Origin of the sequence: Idiomarina sp. Sol25, from assembly GCF_033052775.1 — a bacterium.
GTDB lineage: Bacteria > Pseudomonadota > Gammaproteobacteria > Enterobacterales > Alteromonadaceae > Idiomarina.
The window spans coordinates 34,014-52,194 of sequence record NZ_JAUPEW010000001.1; the positions used below are offsets into that span (position 1 = coordinate 34,014).

Here is an 18,181-nt window from a genome sequence, read left to right on the forward strand (position 1 = left end):
TTCATGATGCTATCGAAATTGTCGATTGCTAAAATTTGGCTAGCCCTTTTGGGGCTGGCCTTTTTAGTTTCTTGTTCTGATTCACCTGAGAAAATTTCGTTCAGCGGAAAGACTATGGGAACTACCTATAGTGTCACTGTTTATTCGAAAGACCCCAGACATAACAGAGATGAAATTCAGAAAAAAGTCGATACTGTGCTCGAACGCGTAAATGCACAAATGTCGACTTATGATCCCGAGTCTGAGCTTTCCCTGTTTAATCAGTTTAAAAGTACCGAACCGATGGTCATTAGCCGTGATCTTGAACGGGTGGTCACTCGCGGGCTTGAAATTGGGGAGGAAACTGATGGTGTTCTGGATATAACCGTCGGTCCTTTGGTTAACCTTTGGGGGTTTGGCCCTCAGTCGAGACCAGAAAAAGAACCGTCTGAAGAAGAGTTGAGTGCGGTTCGTAAAAAAACCGGTTATCAGAAATTACGTGTAGAAAACCATCAGCTGATTAAAGGTAACCCGGATCTATACGTCGACTTGTCCACTATAGCCAAAGGTTACGGTGTCGACAGAGTTGCTCACTTGTTAGATCAGTTGCGGATAAAGCAATACCTGGTGGAAATTGGCGGTGAAGTTATCGCGAAAGGCGGCAAACCGGATGAAGCATTATGGCGCCTGGCTATAGAAAAACCGGTTTCAACGGAACGTGCGGTGCAACGTGTTGTCCAATTTAAAGACGGCGCGTTGGCGACTTCGGGTGATTATCGCAATTATTATGAAGAAGATGGTAAGCGATACTCCCATATTATTAATCCGGTAACCGGTGCTCCTGTGCAGCATAACTTAGTTTCGACTTCAGTTTATGCTAAGGACACAATGTCTGCCGACGCTTATGCAACTGCATTATTTGTAATGGGAACGGAAAGAGCAAAGTCCTTCGCAAAAAAACACAATATGGCAGTTATGCTCATTTATAAAACCGAAGACGGTTTTGAAGAGTATATGAGTGACGCATTTAAGCCGTTGTTGGCTGAGCAGTAGTAGGAGTTTTAATGCAAACCTTTATAATGGTATTCGCTTTATTCATCATTGTTGTGCTGGCAATGGCCGTTGGTTATATTGTACAGCGCAAGACAATTTCCGGCAGCTGTGGTGGCATCGGCGCTCTGGGCATGGAAAAAGCCTGTGACTGTGATGAACCATGTGACAAGCGAAAAGATAGAATGAGAAAGGAACAAGCCTGGAAAGAAAACCAGATTCATTGACCCTTTTAGTCATAAAGGTTATAAACATATAACTTTTAGTTAATTTGGGGGGTAGCATGAAACCAGTAGATATTCAGACCAACGCAAACGAACTTTATCTGGACTGTAATGCTACCACTCCGGTACTTCCCGAAATTATCCAAGCTGTTTCTCACACTATGGAAACGGTTTTTGGGAACCCTTCAAGTAGCCATATTACTGGCTTAAAAGCTCGCTATATTCTGGATACCACACGTCAGTTAGCTCGCAAAATTGTCGGCTTGCCATCAGGGCAACTTATTTTTACCAGTGGCGCAACAGAGGGCATTCAGACGGCCGTTGTTTCTGCAATTAACGCCGCTATGCAGGTTGCTCCCGATAAGCGAAAAAAATATCTGCTGTATGGTGCGACAGAACACAAAGCAGTGCCCCAAGCCTTGGCCCACTGGAACCAGTTACTTGGGCTGAAAGCTGAGCTTGTTGCCATTCCAGTTGATAAACAGGGCCTGTTGGATAGCGAGTTTATTGCTGAGCATGTAAAAGATGCTGCCATGATATGCACTATGGCTGTGAATAATGAAACCGGTGTTATTCAGAACTTAAAACAACTGGAAGAAACCATACGTCAGCATAACCCGGATGTACCCTGGATGGTCGATTGCGTTCAGGTATTAGGGAAAAAAGCTCTTAATTTAGATGAAACAACCATTGATTACGCTCCGTTCAGTGGTCATAAGCTTTATGGTCCCAAGGGCATCGGGTTTATGGCAGTTCGGCATTCAGCGCCTTATACCCCGCTCATTATTGGCGGAGGGCAGGAATCAGGTTTGCGTTCCGGTACCGAAAACTTACCCGGAATAGCAGCATTAAATGCGTTATTTGAATTAATGCTGGATGACAGTAACCGCCGTTTTCATAGTGAGGCTACTTTACAGGATTATCGTTCGCAGTTGGTTGAAGCCCTGCGATCCGCCTTTCCCTCTATTGTCTTTAATCATGACTTTGAGCATTCGGTTCCTACGACACTGAACTTTTCCGTAGAAGGTGTCGCATCGCGCGATATTATGGATGTTTTTGACGCCTGCCAGATAAGAGTGAGTTCAGGCTCTGCCTGTAGTTCTAAGGTAACAAAGAGCTTTGTTTTAGACGCCATGGGTTTGGAAGAGTGGCGCAGCGGTTCGGCTATTCGATTATCTTTTGGCCCGGCAACGCGACAAGAGGAAATTACTGAAGCTTGTGTGCGTATAAAACAAGCCGCTGACGCATTGAGAAATTCCTGTCTGATTGTTGCGGATACGAATAACGATAACGACGCCCAGTTAGATGGCGTTGTGCAACTGAAGTACGATGATCATTGTTGTTACCTGGTGATAGATAAGCAAGCGAAAGAAATAGCCGTTATCGATCCTCATCCGGCTTTAGCTGGCAGAATTGAGAATATTGTCAGTTGCCAGCACTATCAAGTGAAAGCGGTGGTATCGACATCCGCTGATTCAATAACTAGCCAGTCTATCGAGTTGCTATTGCCAATACTCATGCCCGAGCAGTCTATTGGTGAATATGATGTGTTTGGCTGGCCGCAGTCTGCTGTTGACTCTTGTGACGCGGTTCCGGTTGAATGCGAGGGTAGCGTCAGTGGCTGTGTGAGTATAGGCGAGAGGCGTTTGTTTCGAGTCGGTAGTCGCAATCCGGTTTACGTATTAAGTGAATCAGCTGCACTGAAAAGCCGGGTGGGTTCAGACTTTTTATTTACTGGCTCTGAGGCAGCACCAAGTGCTTACGAATGCTTTATCGGCGAGAGTACGCTTATTTGCCCGGGGCAAGACTCGGAGCATCATATTGTTTACACGCCTTGTGAATTAAACGGCGACTGTCGTGTTGATGACGGGGTTAATATTCCGGTGGGGGATACTGACGAATTCTGGCATCGCAATGACTTACTCATTATTGATGTGCGGGAGCGGCAGGAGCATGTGTTGTCCGATATTCCCTGCAATGCAGAGGTGGTCAATGTGCCACTAACCGAAGTTATTCAATTTATACACAGTAACTCACACTTGCGCGAACGAGATGTTATTTGCTTGTGTCGCTCAGGCAACAGAAGCCAAGTTGTCGCTAATGTGCTTAAGCGGCACGGATTTAATAGCCGTCACTTATTAGGTGGGTTGGCTTTATTAAGTTCCCCAGCCGCTTAATATGTGAGTAACCGTCAGAGTTTCGGGCGCTGTTGCGGCGCCTGCCATTGCAAACGGCCAACGTAGCCGTCTTTACCAACCAGCCAGCAGCTGATATCCCCATGACACTGAATATTCCAGATATTGGCATCAGAGAGCTTAAACCACTCATTACTCTGTAGGTTTAATGCTGCCGCGCCTTGAGGGTTAGACGTCAATAACCAGGAACCATTGTGGTCGACCAGGCTTAAGCTATAAAGAGCGCCTTTAATGGGCGGCCCGGGCAAGGCTTCAAATTCGTTGTTTTGATAATGCCACAAACGATTTTCGTCACCAGAAGCATCATTTAAGTCACCACCAGCAATATAAAAGGTTTTATCGTCAATAGGCCAGACACTGGTAATGCCCGCCATGGGTCCTGCTTCCATTGGTGTTTCTACCACACGAAAGCGAATGCCAAACGAGCCTTTAATTAATACTCGAGCTTTATCAGCATTACCTGTTGCTATCATCCAATTGTCGTTATTAAAGCGGGCGCAGCTGCCACTTGAGGCGAAACCACCTTCGTTAGACTGAGGCGGCTCGGCGACCGCACTGCGAACTTGCATCCAGTTGCGACCATCGGCACTGCGTACCATCCGCCACTCATCGCCAACGCTGTCGCCATGCACCCAGGCTTCACCGCTAGGAGAGAGCGCCATACAATTGAAGAAGCTATCTGACTCACCGCGATAACGAAGACGCCAGCTGCTGCCACCATTTTCAGTGTAGTAAATACGTGACTGACCACCGGTACCAACGCTTAACGCATAGGCTCGGCGGTCATCAATAGCTTCAATATCACGAAAATCGAGGTCACCGGGTCCGGGTTGAAAATATTCCCAGCTTTTTCCTGAATCGGTGGTTCTGGCTACCGTTCCTTTCTCACCTGATAGCCAGATGGTATCGCGACTAACCGGACTCACGCCCACCCATTGTTGCTGGCGGACGTTATCAAAAATTTCGATTTCCGGCGGCTCAGCAACTGCTGATAAACTGAACAATGCGCTGAAAGGCAAAGCGAGCCTGAGTATATTAATGGCTCGCTGCTGTAGCTTCGATGTCATAGACGTAACCTAATTAATTATGCATGTTACTGAGTGTAACACGTTTCCTTTTTACCGATACGTCAGTTCGAAGCTGCCGGTTTACTGGGCGTCGAAACACAAGCCATTATCAGAAATGCTATCATCGCTCATCAGGTACAAGTAAGTTGGCATCAGATCTTTGGGTGTTTTAAGCGACTTAGCGTCTTCTGCCGGATACGCTTTCGCACGCATTGATGTGCGGGTCGCGCCGGGGTTAATGACGTTGGTGCGCAATTTGGTATCTTCATACTCGTCGGCGATAACCTGAGCCATACCTTCAGTAGCAAATTTACTGACAGAATAGGGCCCCCAGAATGCGCGTCCTTTTCTTCCTACCCCCGAGGATGTGAAAACTAAGGAAGCGTTCGGAGACCTTTCCATTACCGGAATCAGTGCCTGAGTCATCGCAAACTGACCCGTGACGTTAACCTGCATAATGTCGTCCCAGCTGTCTTTTTCAATGTGAGTAAAAGGGGACAGAATGCCAAGCAGGCCTGCGTTATGCAGCACGCCGTCAAGTTTACCGAACTGATCCGCAATGGTGGCCGCCATATCTCGGTAATGATTTTCCGTTGCGCCTTTTAAATCGAGCGGAATAATTGCCGGTTGTGGGCTTCCCTGAGCGATAATTTCATCGTAAACCGATTCCAGCTTGCTAACAGTGCGGCCTAGTAAAATAACTGTGGCACCATGTTCAGCGTAGCTCAGAGCGGCTTGACGACCAATGCCGTCGCCTGCACCAGTAACTAAAATAACCTTATTTTTCAATAATTCAGGACTTGCCTGATAATCATGTACGGTTTTAATTTCCATAACAGTTTCTTAATACCATTGGACTGTGGTCGGGTGAGTGGGCTATTGTAACGATATTCGAGTAACTTCTCAGCAAACGAACGAAAAATCCGTAAAAAGCCTTTCATCTTATTTGATACAGGTGTATAAAAATCGTTAAGAGAAGACGTAAAATAACAAATCATAAAAAGAATTGAGGATACCTCATGAAGAAATTATTACTCCCGCTTGCAATTGGTTCTGCACTTAGCCTTGTAGGCTGTGGTAGCGGCGACGAAGCTCCACTTACAGAAAAGGAAGTTAGTGTTGCTGCGTCACGCGTAGTTTTTGACCCGTCCAATGGTGAAATACCAACTCCCAGCAATATTTTATTGAGTGAAAGTAAAGACGGAACGCTGAACATTCCAGTGGATAATCCGGACGACGTCTCAAATCCAAAAGTGGCCCTTAATGGGCTTGATGGTTGGGGGACACACTCTCCTATAACTTTTAAGTTTTCATTGCCTGTCGATGAAAACGGTGAGCAAGTTACTATTGAAGCCGCTAGTCTGGAAGCTCAGGGATCAATACGTGTATTTAAAACCATACAGGGCGGCAATGAGGTTTCTGAGCGATGTGCCGCAGCAACCCCCGCGGCTGTATGTGCAATAACGGGTGAACTTGAACACAATACCGACTTCACCGTTAAAGCAACAGGCAATGGCAGTGTTGCTGTTGTACCGCTGCGTCCATTCAAACCTAAAACCGGTTACCTGGTGGTATTGACTGACAATATTCAAGACTCTCTTGGTCGCGACGTTAAACCATCACAAACCTATACCTTGATGAAACGTAATGCGGATGAGAAGCCGGTTTCAGGTGATGAGAGTGCCGTCTCTCTACAACGCCTGGTTAATAGTTATGAAGGCTCTTTGGCGCAGTATGGTGTAGACCCTGAAGGGGTGATTTACAGCTCGAACTTTACCACACAGTCCGTGGGTGATGTATTAGGTATGACAAAAACCTTGCTAGGACAGAAAATGGCAGCTGGTAATAGTCCACAACTGCAAGCAGCATATTTAGGTCGAACATTAGATGAAGACTTGACTGACGCAGGTCTCACCGATCCAAATGCGCTTGCCGCAGCGAGTGCGGCAAAACTGTATGGCGGACAAGTAGACTTACCTTATTACTCTCCAATACCTAGTGCTGAAAACCCTACTGCACCAATAACAGGTCGTTGGACGGCAAAATGTGATAGTCCGATATCTATCGTCGGCGGGATTGAAAGCGGAGACATTCCTGATGGCACCCTTGGTATCACTCAAGAGTCGATAGCAGCCGATAAAGCAGAAGCTATCCAGACTTTGGTTGAAACCTGTATTGCTCAGCCAAATGGAATCGACTTGCCAGGCGTTGATGAAGAGCGCCATTTGACTAAATACAACCCAGTGCCGGCTGTTCAGGATACTAAAACGGTTAATGCTTTTGTGACTATTCCTGATTTGGCAACAGCAAATGCTGTTCGCGCCGGAATGGATCCTGCTTTACCTACTTTAACTGCGCCTGCTGACGGTTGGCCTGTGGTGATGTTCCAACACGGTATCGCTCAGGATAAATCTAATGCAGCGGCTATTGCCGGCACGTTAGCTATCGCTGGATTTGCAACTGTTGCCATTGATCATCCACTGCATGGGGATAGAGGCTTTGATGTTGATAGCGATGGCAATCTTGATATTACCGCTACCGGCACAGAAAACGTTACAACTTATATGAATCTGAGCAGCTTGCTGACGACACGCGATAATTTGCGTCAATCGATTGCTGACTTGGTCGGTCTACGCGTTAGTTTGAATAACTTTATCGCAGGTGATGGTGCTGAACTTGACGGAAGTGATGTACATTTTGTTGGACATTCTTTGGGAGCAATTGCCGGCACAGGTTTCACCGCCTTAGCTAATACCTCTTTTGGAGAAGACAGCCCGCTTGCGGCTCTTGATGCGCAGTTTTCTGTTCAAGCCTCAAGTTTAGGTATGCCAGGTGGTAGCATAGCCAGTTTCCTATTGGCTTCCGACAGTTTTGGACCGACGATTAAAGCGACCTTGTTGTATTCGTCTAATCCAGAGTTTAAAGCGGGTGCTGACGAAGCTATCGCTGGCGGCGCAACTCTTGAAGAATTCTATGCAGGATTTATGGCACAAGCATCAGAGCAACAAGTCGCGCAAATTAACGCAACTCTTGAGCAGTTCGCATTTGCGGCTCAAACCGTTATCGATTCCGGCGATCCTGTTAACTATGCAGCTCCAGTAGTAGCTTCACAAACACCCATTCATGTTATAGAAGCTATTGATGATGCAGTTATTCCGAATTCAGTGGAGAATAAACCTCTGGCGGGAACAGAACCTCTGGCCGCATTGCTTGGTCTGCAAGGCATCTCCACTACAGCAACGTCGGAAGATGGTACTACTCCGGTATCAGGTATCGTTCGCTTTGGTGGTGACGCAGAGCACGGCTCGCTGGTTGACGCAGGCCCATCTGCGCAAGTTACCGCAGAAATGCAGCAACAAATTGCTTTCTGGTTTGCAGCCGACATGTTGCAGTTACCAGTAACCAACGAAGAAGTGGTAGAATAATCTCAGGTTATTGAACACTTGGTATTCAAAGGCCGGCAGTTATGCTGGCCTTTTTCGTTTTAGGAGAGTGGTATGGATTTTGTTGCTGATATTGGAGGCTTCTTACTAAAAGCCGCTATTATTGTGGTGGCCGTTGGTTTTATTGTCGGTCTTGTTGCTCAGGCGGCGCAGAAACAGAAAAAAAGTAAAGGCGATTTGCAAGTCACGCATTTATCTAAAGAGCTGAATGAGCTGAGTGAACAGTTAAAAATTGAGCTTATGGATAAAAAAGCTCAGAAAAAAGCGCTAAAAGCGTTAAAGAAAAAGAAGGCTGCGGAGAACAAAGAGAAACGCCTTTTTGTTATTGATTTTAAAGGCAGCATGGATGCAAAAGAGGTCGACAGTTTACGCCATGAAGTCAACGCTATTCTAAACTTGGCCACTGAGAAAGACGAAGTACTGGTAAGACTGGAAAGTGGCGGTGGTGTGGTTAATGGTTATGGTCTCGCGGCGGCTCAGTTGCTGCGTTTAAGAGAGCATAACTTAACCGTTAATGTTGCTATAGATAAAGTGGCGGCAAGCGGCGGTTATATGATGGCTTGCGTTGGTCATAAGCTCATGGCGGCACCTTTTGCTTTTATTGGGTCAATTGGTGTGGTGGCGCAAATACCGAATTTCCACCGTCTTTTGAAAAAGCATAATGTTGATTTTGAACAATTAACCGCGGGCGAATATAAGCGCACTTTGACTATTTTTGGTGAAAATACCGATGAAGGCCGTCGTAAGTTTAAACAGGATTTAGAGGCCATTCACCGTCAGTTTAAGTCTTTTGTTCAGGAAAATCGCAGCGAGCTGGATATAGACAAAGTAGCAACAGGCGAGGTCTGGTCAGGTCAGGAAGCGAAAGATCTCGGCTTAATTGATGAAGTGATAACCAGTGACGCGTGGTTAATGAAACAGCATAAGGGGTTTGATGTATTGCAATTACAGTATGTTATCCGTAAACCACTAAGTGAACGTTTTGCAAAAGGTATGTCCGTTATTATCCATACCTTAAAATCTTCCTTAACCCGGTCAGATGTCGCACAATAGAAGGTATTCAGCGAGGCTTAAAGTTTTATAGCTGCTTATTTAAATGCTTTCTGCTAGGCTATCGCAGTTTTTCAGAATGAATAATAAAGGACGCTTATGAGCGAAAAGAAAAAACTCAGCCTGACTAGCCGCATTGTTATCGGCATGGTCGCTGGGATCATTCTCGGTACCATTATTCGTTACGTTGCCGGTGATAATGCCTGGGTTTCTCTGTATTTAACCAACGGTCTTTTCGACGTTGTTGGTCAAATATTCATTACCTCTTTGAAAATGCTGGTTGTGCCACTGGTGTTTGTATCACTGGTGGTCGGCACTTGTTCCTTAAGTGACCCCAGCAAGCTTGGACGCTTAGGCGGAAAAGCTGTTGGCATGTATATGATCACCACGGCTATCGCTATTACTTTTGCGATTAGTTCGGCAATTCTGGTGCAGCCAGGCTCCGGCATTGAGCGTGCTTCGGACGCAAGCTTTGAGACCAGCGAAGCACCATCGGTTAGCGAAGTCATTGTTAATCTGTTCCCTGATAACCCGATCAACGCGATGGCCGAAGGCAATATGTTGCAAATTATTGTGTTTGCGTTGCTGTTCGGCATTTCCATGGCGCTGGTTGGTAAGCCGGGTGAACGTTTGAAAGGCTTTTTCGATGATCTGAATTCGGTCATTATGAAGCTGGTTGTTATCTTAATGAACCTGGCGCCTTATGGTGTGTTTGCACTAATGGCCAAACTTTTCACAGAAATTGGCGTGGAAATGATAGGCAGTCTTGCCAAGTACTTCCTGTTGGTTCTGTTTGTGCTTATTGCTCATGGCTTAATTATTTACCCACTATTTATGCGCGTTCTTGCCCGGGTTAAACCGGGAATTTTCTTGCGTAAGATGCGTGACGCTCAACTGTTTGGCTTTAGTACCGCAAGCAGTAATGCGACCATGCCTATCACTTTGGAAACCGTTACCCGTCGTTTAGGCGTCAGTAACAGCGTAGGTTCCTTCACTGTGCCGCTGGGCGCTACCATCAATATGGATGGTACGGCTATTATGCAGGGTGTTGCTACCGTCTTTATTGCGCAGGTATATGGGCTGGACTTAGGCGTTGCTGAATACCTGATGGTGATTATGACCGCGACACTGGCGTCTGTTGGTACTGCCGGAGTGCCCGGGGTTGGGCTTATCATGCTCGCCATGGTGCTGCAGCAAGTTGGTTTGCCGGTTGAAGGTATTGGCCTTATTATCGGTGTGGATCGCTTGCTGGATATGACCCGAACGGCAGTTAACGTAACCGGTGACGCTATGGTCAGTTGTGTGGTGGCACGTTCAGAGGGCGACTTTGACGAAGACGTATACCACGACAAAGACGCTGGCAAAAAGCTGGAAGAGCTCTAACTGCTGAGCTTTTTCCGGTTACTTCTCCGGTTGTTCTCCGAGAGCCGGTGCACATTTAAGCGTGCACCGGTACTCCTGAGTGAAAACGTAACTCAGTATCTTCAGACATAATCAATTCTGCTTCCCACTCTCTGAACTGATTAATCCGCTCGGTAATGTCCGTATCGCTTAGCTTCTGTGCTAACTCGAGGTAATCCTGATAATGGCGTGCTTCTGAACGTAACAGGGACACGTAAAAGCGGGCGATGTCCTCATCCAGATAAGGAGCCAGTGCGGCAAAGCGCTCACAAGAGCGCGCTTCAATAAGAGCGCCTATAATTAACTTATCAATTAAAGCCTGCGGCTCGTATGTACGTACATGCCGAATAAGGCTGGCCGCATAACGCGATGCGCTGAGCTTGTAAAGCGGTACATCACGTGCCTGCATTATTTCAAGAACCTGCTGGAAATGATGCAGCTCTTCCCGTATTAAACGGGACATTTTATCAATAATTTCGTCGGCGTACGGTTGTGACTCAGCAGCTTGTAAAGCGTGAGACAGTTGCTTGCTTTGTTTCAGTTGCTGAAAATTTCCAAGGCCGCGATAAACCAGATCTTCGTATGGCTGCAGAGCGTCAAGCAGGGTTTGCCCGTGATCTTTATTAACGGCATAACGGCGCAGCAATAAGGCTGCGCTTTGAGCCGCTTTTAACTCACAATGTAAATGATCCAGTAAAATGACGGGCAGATTCTCAGCCATAGACGCTTGCTTAACCCACTCTGAAGGCGTCCGGCAAAGTAAAAATGAGTGTATTGGGTCGAGCAGATTTAGATAGGGTTCGACGAGACTATAATTCACAGCGATCCTTCTTGGCGTAAAAGGTGTAATAATAAATTAACAACTAACCCTTTGTTCTATAACAAAAGGCCTTGACAGAATACAGATGGTGCTGAATATTAGATACATGGGGTGAATTTTTCAGCAGTACCCGCGTCAAAAATTATAACGTATTTATGAATTCGGCGGTATGACCGCGAACTATGGGGAAGTGAAATTATGATACTGAATCATATTTGGGGGTTATACGCCCATCCAGTGCAAGAGTGGAAATCGATAGACAGCAAGCGTGAGAGCTTTCTTTATTCGTGTTCTCACATTTTACTGGTAGCAATTTTACCTTGTTTGGCCGCTTACTACGCGTCAGCGCATATTGGCTGGAGCGTTGGAGCACGCGAGTCCATTTATCTTACCCAAAGCAGTGGTGTTATGCTTGGCGTTGCAATGTATATTGGTATTTTGGGAGCCACGTTTGCGTTGGCTTACTTAATTTATTGGATGGCAAAAACCTTTGGTGCCGACCCCAGTTATACGAAATCGCTTGAATTAGCAGCCTACGCGGCGACTCCTGTAATTATGTCGGGAATAGCGTCAGTTTATCCTGAGTTGTGGTTTGTTGCGTCCGTTTTCCTTATTGGCGTGGCTTATTCGGTTTACCTGCTTTACTCAGGCCTACCGGTAATTATGCACATTCCGGAAGAACGGGGTTTTCTGTACGCGAGCTCGGTAGTGACCGCAGGTCTTATTGCTATGGTTGTACTTATGGCAACAACGGCCATTTTATGGACCAATGGTTTTGGCCCTGACTTTATTTCTTAACGTAAATTTTAAATAAAAAAAGCCCGGTTCTGGTTAAGCGGAACCGGGCTTTTTTATTGTTTTCAATAAAGCGCTTTCGTAAAAGTTATTTCTTCAGGTAATGACCCGCCAGACAAGTAACCGGAGCTGCTGTTGGTTTACCGTGTTGCCAGTCTCCGCCTTCTACGCCGCTACCGGCAATATCGATATGGATGTAGCTTATCGGGTGCTCACTATCAATGCCATGATTGTCCAGACCGGATACTCCGCTCAGAAATGCCATCGGGAATTGGTGTCCACGTGGTGTGGCAGCAGAAGAACCGTTGTTGGAGGATAGCAGATCGTCGCAAAGGGTACGGCCTTTAACAAAGTCGAAGTCTTCACGGCGCGACCAGGATATTTCTGCCGGGTCACCATAGGTTTCGCCTGCATCGAATAATGCCTGAGCCAGGTTCTGACGACGTGCATGGCCATTGGGTACCAGAGCGCTGTATGGGCCTTTTGAAAGGGCTGCGTGGCCTGTCAGAGTTGCTACCGTATATAACTCGTGTTCGCCGTCAGCTTTCGCCGCTTCTTCGCGTAAATGCGAAAGTAAGTCGGCCATTATCAGGCGGCCTTCGGCATCGGTATTCCCAATGCGGACACGCTTGCCGCTGTGGCCGGTAATAATTTCATCGGCCACAAAAGCATCCGAACCAATGCTGTTACGTACCGCGCCAATTTCAGCAACCACATTAAGGTGCTCTGGCTGTAATTCCGAAACCGTTTTTAAGAAGCCGGCAACGCCTGCAGCACCGCCTTTATCTCGGCTCATACCAGCCATATGACCACCGGTTTTTAAGTCAGCACCACCGGTGTCGTAAACGATACCTTTACCGGCAAACATAACTGTACGCTCGGGGTTGTTGCCGTGATACTCAAGGCGAATAACGCAAGGGCGATGACGCTCTACGGCCATTGATGAGCGACCAACGGCTGCCAGTAAAGGGTACTCATGCTGTAGTTGCTGGTAGTCATCGATAACAGTGACCTTAACCGAAGTGTGAGCAAAGGCCTGGCGGCAATATTCAGCAAATTTAGGTGGTGCCATACGCTCAGGTTCGGTACCTGCAAGGTCGCGGGCAACGCGTTTACCGGCTTCAACCGCCATGGCCCATTCAGCGTCAAGCTCTCCAACTAAAATGACGTTTTGAGTCGGTTCAATGGCTTCTTCACCATGAGCTTCACGAGCTTCCAGTGGCTGATAAAGTGCCTGACAAAAGCCAAGATAAGCGGCTAAAAAGGCTTGCTGATAACGATCGTCGTTCACATTGACGTTATTCAACGCGATAACCGGGTGTCGGGCGCCGGCATCTTGCGCAACTTTTGCTGCCGCATGTGCCGCATCGAAAACCTGACGAACATCGTCAAAGTCGCGGTTTAACGGCCCGGTAGGCGCAGCGACCAAACGCTGGCCCGGAACACCGTCAGCCTGTAACAGTAAAGGCTGTTTTCCCACTCTTTGATCGGTAATTTGTGCCTGCTGAATCGTTTCAGCCAGAGCAGAATCGTCAATAGAATCAAAATTTCCAATTAAGATAAGTGCGTCGGCACCATCTTTTGAGTATGCGTCAGCCAGTGAGCTGACGATTTGCAGTTGTGCAAATGCCATAGGTTAAACCTCTTAATCAGTTTGTCGGTTAAGCGCGACGCCAGCGGGTGCCTTCAGCACCATCCTCTAAAACAACACCCATGTTGGTTAGCTCATCACGGGCTTCGTCTGCTGCAGCCCAGTCTTTATCTTCCCGGGCCTGATTACGCTTGGCAATCAACGCTTCAATTTTGGCGACATCGTCGTCGTCACCTTGTAAAAACTCTTGCGGAGACTGTTGCAGCAGCCCCATTACTTCAGCCAGTTCAAGTAAAACGTGCGCTAATTGCGCGGCTGCGTCCGGAGCACTCTCGCGGTTGCGGTTAATTTCCCGGGCAATTTCAAATAACACACTCATGGCCTCCGGCGCGTTTAAGTCGTCGTCCATAGCCTGCTGAAAGCTCTGCCAGTATTTGCTATGCAATTCTTCACTGGCGGCTTGCGGTGTTATGTCACGCAATGCAGTGTATAAGCGCTCCAGAGCGGAATGCGCCTGATCCAAGTTTTCCTGAGTATAGTTTAGCTGTGAGCGGTAATGGCTCGACAACAGGAAATACCGCACAGTTTCCGCGTCGTATTGTTCCAGTACGCTGCGAATCGTAAAAAAGTTGCCCAGTGACTTCGACATTTTCTCATTGTCGACCTGCACCATACCGCTGTGCATCCAGTACTTTACGTACTCAGATTGATTCGCGCAGCAGCTTTGCGCTATTTCATTTTCATGATGAGGAAAAGACAAGTCAGAGCCGCCACCATGAATATCGAAAGTGCTGCCTAGGTGCTTCTTATTCATTGCTGAACATTCAATATGCCAGCCCGGGCGGCCTTCACCCCAGGGCGAAGACCAGCTGGGCTCGCCGGGCTTAGCGCTTTTCCAGAGCACAAAGTCGAGCGGATCTTGTTTGGCTGCGTCAACATCAACCCGTGAACCCGCTTGCAATTGCTCTAAGTCCTGACGACTGAGCTTGCCGTAATCGTTAAATGTAGAAACATCAAAGAGAACATCGCCGTTGCCGGCTTCATAGGCGTTGCCGTTCTCAACAAGGCGTTCAATCATCTGGATAATTTCATCCATATGGCCGGTTACACGCGGTTCAATGTCGGGACGGACTAAATTCAACGCGTCAAAATCTTTATGCATTTCCCGAATAAAGCGCTCAGTAACCTGATGAAAATCTTCTCCGTTTTCAGCCGCACGTTTAATGATTTTATCGTCCAGATCGGTGATATTGCGGACGTATTTCACGCTGTACCCTAACTTTCGCAGATACCGCACAACAATATCAAAAGCGACATAAGTTCTGGCATGGCCAATATGGCAGTAGTCGTAGGTGGTAACACCGCACACATAAATACCCACGTGGCCGGGTTGAATAGGCTCAAATGACTGCTTTTTGCGGGTGAGGGTGTTAAATACGGTTAATGCCATAAATAGTGTCTCTTACTTTTAAACGGTTAGCGATGAAAACTGGGGGCTTATGATACCACCTATGGTACGGCTCTGGTACACTATTGGCTGGTTTAGTCAATGAAACAGGTACATTCAATGCAAGTCGTTTTACATACCAATCATGGTGATATCACTTTAGAAATGCACAATGAAACCGCGCCTAAGACTGTAGATAACTTTTTACAGTATGCCCGTGACGGTTTTTATGATGGCACAATTTTTCACCGTATTATTAGTAACTTCATGGTGCAGGGCGGTGGTTTTGAGCCTGGCATGAAGCAAAAAGAAACACGCGACAATATCGAAAACGAAGCGCCGACAGCAAAACCGAATGTGGTTGGCTCGGTAGCTATGGCGCGCACGCCCGATCCTCATTCAGCATCGTCTCAGTTTTTCATCAACGTGAACGACAATGCTTTTCTTAACTTTCAGAATGAAACACCTAACGGTTATGGTTATTGCGTATTTGCCGAGGTTGTAGAAGGTATGGACGTGGTAAACACCATTAAAGACGTGAAAACCGGTTCAGCGGGCTTCCATCAGGACGTGCCGGTTGAAGACGTGGTTATTGAAAGTGTGTCGGTTAAAGACTGATTCCGTGACCACCGGCTTTATCGCTGACTTACATTTAAGTCCGGGGCGGCCAGATATTCTGGCTGCTTTTGATAACTTTTGTCAGCAACACACTAATCTTGATGCGCTTTATATTCTTGGCGATTTGTTCGATGCCTGGCTGGGCGACGACGACACCAGCGAATTTGCGGCGCAAGTAAAAAATCAGCTGAAGTACATGACGGACAGTGGTGTACGCCTTTACTTTATGGCCGGGAACCGTGACTTCATGGTGGGCGAGCGTTTTGCCAGCGATGTTGGTTTAACCCTTCTCCCTGATGAAACGGTCATTGACTTGTATGGCGAGCGGGTACTACTGATGCATGGTGATACCTTATGCACGCTGGATAAAGGTTACCTGCGTTATCGGGCTATTATCCAGAATGCTCTGGTCAAAGGTATTATGCGTAGCTTGCCCTTGTCCTGGCGTATGCGTATTGCTAACCGGTTACGGGAGAAATCCAGTAGCCAAAGACCTGAACTAAGCCCGGAACAGCTTTATAAAATGGATGCTCAGCACAGTGAAGTGCTGCATGTTATGGAAAAGCACAGCGTTAGACAGCTCATTCATGGCCACACACACCGTCCGGCAGTGCATTGCTTCACTCTCGGTGACGGTAAACCCGCTAAACGTATTGTACTGGGCGACTGGTATCAGCAGGCTAGTGCTTATCTCGTTTCTAAGTAACGCTTGCGCTTTTTCGCGCTGAGTTTGGTGGTATCCACTAACACCAATCCATCTATCGAGTGGTTAAAGTCCGGGTCAACGCCAAACTCTAAAAACTGCACTCCGCCGGGTTCACATAGCTCCGAGTATTGTTTGTAAAGCGTGGGAATGGCAGAGCCGATATTCGCCATGTAGCTTTTTAGCAGAACAAATTCATCGGCGTAGTTGTTACCGGTAAAGTCAGGCACCGTTGAGTCGGTGTTTAAACGATAAGGAATGTTCGCCCTGGCCATTGGTGTTTGCGGTGGAAAATGGCTGCTGTAAAATTTGACTAAAGCGGCCTGCGCATCCTTTGGTAACGCGTTGCTAATACTGACAGAGCCAAATAAGTAACGATAATCTGGATGCTTACGCAACAGCGCACCAATACCTACCCAGAGATAGTCCAGACTGCGCTTACCCCAATACCGGGGTTGTACAAATGAACGGCCCAGTTCCAGACTTTGCGGAAAAATACCCTTCATAGCGTCCGAGAACTCATAGAATCCGTCACTGTAAAGCCCGTTTTGGCCGTGCGTTTCTATTATTTTTTTACAGTCGCCCAGACGGTAAGCACCGGCAATTTCAAGATCGTCCGGATCCCAGAGTATCAGGTGCATATACCAGGTATCGTACTCATCAAGGTCGCGTTTACGCCAGGTACCTTCGCCTACGGTGCGAAAAGCGATTTCTCGTAAGCGACCTATCTCCCGAAGAATAGGAGAGCTACCACTAAATTCATACAGATAAATCTTTTTGCCACAGGGGGTTTCACCAAGTAACTCACAGGCCTCAATGGCCGCTTTCAAAGGTTGGCGCGATTCAGGACGGGCTATTGCTGTCTGAGTTGGGAAAATCGATTTTTTTTGAGTACCTAAACGGTACAAGTGCTTTTTAAACAGTTTAACCTGCTGGTTGATACTAAGGCCCTGATGAAGAAAGGCTTCAACAGGTATTCTTTGCCCTATATGGCACTTAACCTGCTTACGTTGCTGACGAAACATTTCCTTTACCAAGAGCATGGTAGCTAAAGGCTTGTAGACCATAGAAGCGGTGTAAAACCAGGCTGAGTTATGAGCGTCGAGACGTATCGGCAAAATGTCACTTTGGGTTGCCTTGGCTATTTTCAGAAAGCCACTTTGCCAGTGAGTATCGCGTACCCCATTGAGGCGTAGCCGCGACACTTCGCCAGCAGGAAACAATATGACGCACCCTTCGTCGTGAAGGTGGTTATGTATGTTGCGAATGTCTTTTCGGCTGGGCTTGCCGCCAAAAACATTAATGGGCAGCAACAGGGAGCTAAGCGGTTCAAGTGCAGACAGCCATTCATTGGCAACTATTTTTACATCGCTGCGCATTTCACTCACTAACTTTAATAATGCCAGCCCATCAAGAGAGCCTATCGGATGATTCGCAATAATAACCAGACGTCCGCTTACAGGGATATTATCCAGTTCTTGCGAAGAGTAGGAGTAAGTGAAATTAAAGTAGTCCAAGGTGTGTTCAACAAAGTCTATGCCTTCTAAAGAGGGGGAGCTTTTGCCAAACTTCTGAATGTCTTCTTCGTGTAAAAGGTTGCGTAAAACCCAGGTCGTTGGCTTTTCTAACCAAGGTTTCCCTTTAATGAGTGGAAGCTTGTCATTAACAACTTTGTCTACAGATAACATCAAGTGCTCCGGCAGCTACTGATGGTAAAAGTGTAGAGAGCGTAAATGACATTTTAATGACGGTCGCTAACAAAAAGGGAGCCGATTAGGGCTCCCTCGAATTCGTTCTT

15 protein-coding genes are annotated in these 18,181 nt (G+C 47.0%); 9 read left to right on the top strand and 6 right to left on the bottom strand.

The window, feature by feature from the left end:
* The first annotated feature begins 3 nt into the window (after positions 1 to 3).
* From Q5L94_RS00155 to Q5L94_RS00165, 3 genes are read left to right on the top strand one after another with little or no spacing between them, the layout of a single operon-like run.
* Positions 4 to 1,032: an FAD:protein FMN transferase gene (locus Q5L94_RS00155; RefSeq protein WP_317496498.1), complete on the top strand. Its 1,029-nt coding sequence runs from the start codon at positions 4 to 6 to the stop codon at positions 1,030 to 1,032.
* Between the two features lie 11 nt (positions 1,033 to 1,043).
* Positions 1,044 to 1,256, top strand: a complete 213-nt coding sequence (gene nqrM, locus Q5L94_RS00160; protein ID WP_287795902.1) for a (Na+)-NQR maturation NqrM — start codon at positions 1,044 to 1,046, stop codon at positions 1,254 to 1,256.
* Positions 1,257 to 1,312: 56 nt separating this feature from the next.
* Entirely contained in the window at positions 1,313 to 3,430 is a 2,118-nt protein-coding gene (locus tag Q5L94_RS00165; protein WP_317496499.1) for an aminotransferase class V-fold PLP-dependent enzyme, read from the top strand.
* A gap of 14 nt (positions 3,431 to 3,444) precedes the next feature.
* Here the strand turns inward: Q5L94_RS00165 and Q5L94_RS00170 are convergent, their stop codons facing one another.
* Positions 3,445 to 4,515 carry a hypothetical protein gene (locus tag Q5L94_RS00170; RefSeq protein WP_317496500.1) on the bottom strand — a complete coding sequence of 357 codons (1,071 nt, stop codon included), beginning with the start codon at positions 4,513 to 4,515 and terminating at the stop codon, positions 3,445 to 3,447.
* 81 nt (positions 4,516 to 4,596) lie between these two features.
* Entirely contained in the window at positions 4,597 to 5,349 is a 753-nt protein-coding gene (locus Q5L94_RS00175; RefSeq protein ID WP_317496501.1) for a YciK family oxidoreductase, read from the bottom strand.
* Between the two features lie 185 nt (positions 5,350 to 5,534).
* Here Q5L94_RS00175 and Q5L94_RS00180 point away from each other — a divergent pair, with 185 nt between their 5' ends.
* The 3 genes from Q5L94_RS00180 (at position 5,535) to Q5L94_RS00190 (ending at position 10,391) form a co-directional block, all read left to right on the top strand.
* Complete coding sequence (locus Q5L94_RS00180) at positions 5,535 to 7,940, top strand: VolA/Pla-1 family phospholipase (RefSeq protein ID WP_317496502.1); 2,406 nt, start codon at positions 5,535 to 5,537, stop codon at positions 7,938 to 7,940.
* A 72-nt stretch (positions 7,941 to 8,012) separates the two neighbouring features.
* Complete coding sequence (sohB, locus tag Q5L94_RS00185; protein WP_317496503.1) at positions 8,013 to 9,011, top strand: protease SohB; 999 nt, start codon at positions 8,013 to 8,015, stop codon at positions 9,009 to 9,011.
* A gap of 96 nt (positions 9,012 to 9,107) precedes the next feature.
* Complete coding sequence (locus Q5L94_RS00190) at positions 9,108 to 10,391, top strand: dicarboxylate/amino acid:cation symporter (RefSeq protein WP_317496504.1); 1,284 nt, start codon at positions 9,108 to 9,110, stop codon at positions 10,389 to 10,391.
* A gap of 55 nt (positions 10,392 to 10,446) precedes the next feature.
* Here Q5L94_RS00190 and miaE read toward each other — a convergent pair whose 3' ends face one another.
* A complete protein-coding gene (miaE, locus tag Q5L94_RS00195; RefSeq protein ID WP_317496505.1) occupies positions 10,447 to 11,229 on the bottom strand; it encodes a tRNA isopentenyl-2-thiomethyl-A-37 hydroxylase MiaE in 783 nt (260 codons plus the stop codon).
* Between the two features lie 198 nt (positions 11,230 to 11,427).
* On the opposite strand from miaE, the gene Q5L94_RS00200 reads away from it, so the two are divergent.
* Positions 11,428 to 12,027: a Yip1 family protein gene (locus Q5L94_RS00200; RefSeq protein ID WP_317496506.1), complete on the top strand. Its 600-nt coding sequence runs from the start codon at positions 11,428 to 11,430 to the stop codon at positions 12,025 to 12,027.
* Positions 12,028 to 12,112: 85 nt separating this feature from the next.
* On the opposite strand, the gene Q5L94_RS00205 is transcribed toward Q5L94_RS00200, so the two are convergent.
* Positions 12,113 to 13,657, bottom strand: coding sequence for a leucyl aminopeptidase family protein (locus tag Q5L94_RS00205; protein ID WP_317496507.1), 1,545 nt, complete (start codon positions 13,655 to 13,657; stop codon positions 12,113 to 12,115).
* A 28-nt stretch (positions 13,658 to 13,685) separates the two neighbouring features.
* Positions 13,686 to 15,065, bottom strand: coding sequence for a cysteine--tRNA ligase (gene cysS / locus Q5L94_RS00210; RefSeq protein ID WP_317496508.1), 1,380 nt, complete (start codon positions 15,063 to 15,065; stop codon positions 13,686 to 13,688).
* A 117-nt stretch (positions 15,066 to 15,182) separates the two neighbouring features.
* Here cysS and Q5L94_RS00215 point away from each other — a divergent pair, with 117 nt between their 5' ends.
* Together Q5L94_RS00215 and Q5L94_RS00220 are read left to right on the top strand one after the other, a co-directional pair.
* Complete coding sequence (locus Q5L94_RS00215; RefSeq protein ID WP_317496509.1) at positions 15,183 to 15,680, top strand: peptidylprolyl isomerase; 498 nt, start codon at positions 15,183 to 15,185, stop codon at positions 15,678 to 15,680.
* Positions 15,640 to 16,386 carry a UDP-2,3-diacylglucosamine diphosphatase gene (locus tag Q5L94_RS00220; protein ID WP_317496510.1) on the top strand — a complete coding sequence of 249 codons (747 nt, stop codon included), beginning with the start codon at positions 15,640 to 15,642 and terminating at the stop codon, positions 16,384 to 16,386. Before Q5L94_RS00215 ends, Q5L94_RS00220 begins: the two co-directional genes overlap by 41 nt.
* Here Q5L94_RS00220 and Q5L94_RS00225 read toward each other — a convergent pair.
* Positions 16,368 to 18,071, bottom strand: a complete 1,704-nt coding sequence (locus Q5L94_RS00225; protein ID WP_317496511.1) for a GNAT family N-acyltransferase — start codon at positions 18,069 to 18,071, stop codon at positions 16,368 to 16,370. The genes Q5L94_RS00220 and Q5L94_RS00225 overlap by 19 nt on opposite strands.
* Positions 18,072 to 18,181: the final 110 nt, after the last annotated feature.

What these genes read in the sequence shown, in the direction of transcription:
- Q5L94_RS00155 (WP_317496498.1), top strand. Translation starts at nt 4, where the DNA reads ATGATGCTATCGAAATTGTCGATTGCTAAAATTTGGCTAGCCCTTTTG.
- nqrM (WP_287795902.1), top strand. Translation starts at nt 1,044, where the DNA reads ATGCAAACCTTTATAATGGTATTCGCTTTATTCATCATTGTTGTGCTG.
- Q5L94_RS00165 (WP_317496499.1), top strand. Translation starts at nt 1,313, where the DNA reads ATGAAACCAGTAGATATTCAGACCAACGCAAACGAACTTTATCTGGAC.
- Q5L94_RS00170 (WP_317496500.1), bottom strand. Translation starts at nt 4,515, where the DNA reads ATGACATCGAAGCTACAGCAGCGAGCCATTAATATACTCAGGCTCGCT.
- Q5L94_RS00175 (WP_317496501.1), bottom strand. Translation starts at nt 5,349, where the DNA reads ATGGAAATTAAAACCGTACATGATTATCAGGCAAGTCCTGAATTATTG.
- Q5L94_RS00180 (WP_317496502.1), top strand. Translation starts at nt 5,535, where the DNA reads ATGAAGAAATTATTACTCCCGCTTGCAATTGGTTCTGCACTTAGCCTT.
- sohB (WP_317496503.1), top strand. Translation starts at nt 8,013, where the DNA reads ATGGATTTTGTTGCTGATATTGGAGGCTTCTTACTAAAAGCCGCTATT.
- Q5L94_RS00190 (WP_317496504.1), top strand. Translation starts at nt 9,108, where the DNA reads ATGAGCGAAAAGAAAAAACTCAGCCTGACTAGCCGCATTGTTATCGGC.
- Q5L94_RS00200 (WP_317496506.1), top strand. Translation starts at nt 11,428, where the DNA reads ATGATACTGAATCATATTTGGGGGTTATACGCCCATCCAGTGCAAGAG.
- Q5L94_RS00205 (WP_317496507.1), bottom strand. Translation starts at nt 13,657, where the DNA reads ATGGCATTTGCACAACTGCAAATCGTCAGCTCACTGGCTGACGCATAC.
- cysS (WP_317496508.1), bottom strand. Translation starts at nt 15,065, where the DNA reads ATGGCATTAACCGTATTTAACACCCTCACCCGCAAAAAGCAGTCATTT.
- Q5L94_RS00215 (WP_317496509.1), top strand. Translation starts at nt 15,183, where the DNA reads ATGCAAGTCGTTTTACATACCAATCATGGTGATATCACTTTAGAAATG.
- Q5L94_RS00225 (WP_317496511.1), bottom strand. Translation starts at nt 18,071, where the DNA reads ATGTTATCTGTAGACAAAGTTGTTAATGACAAGCTTCCACTCATTAAA.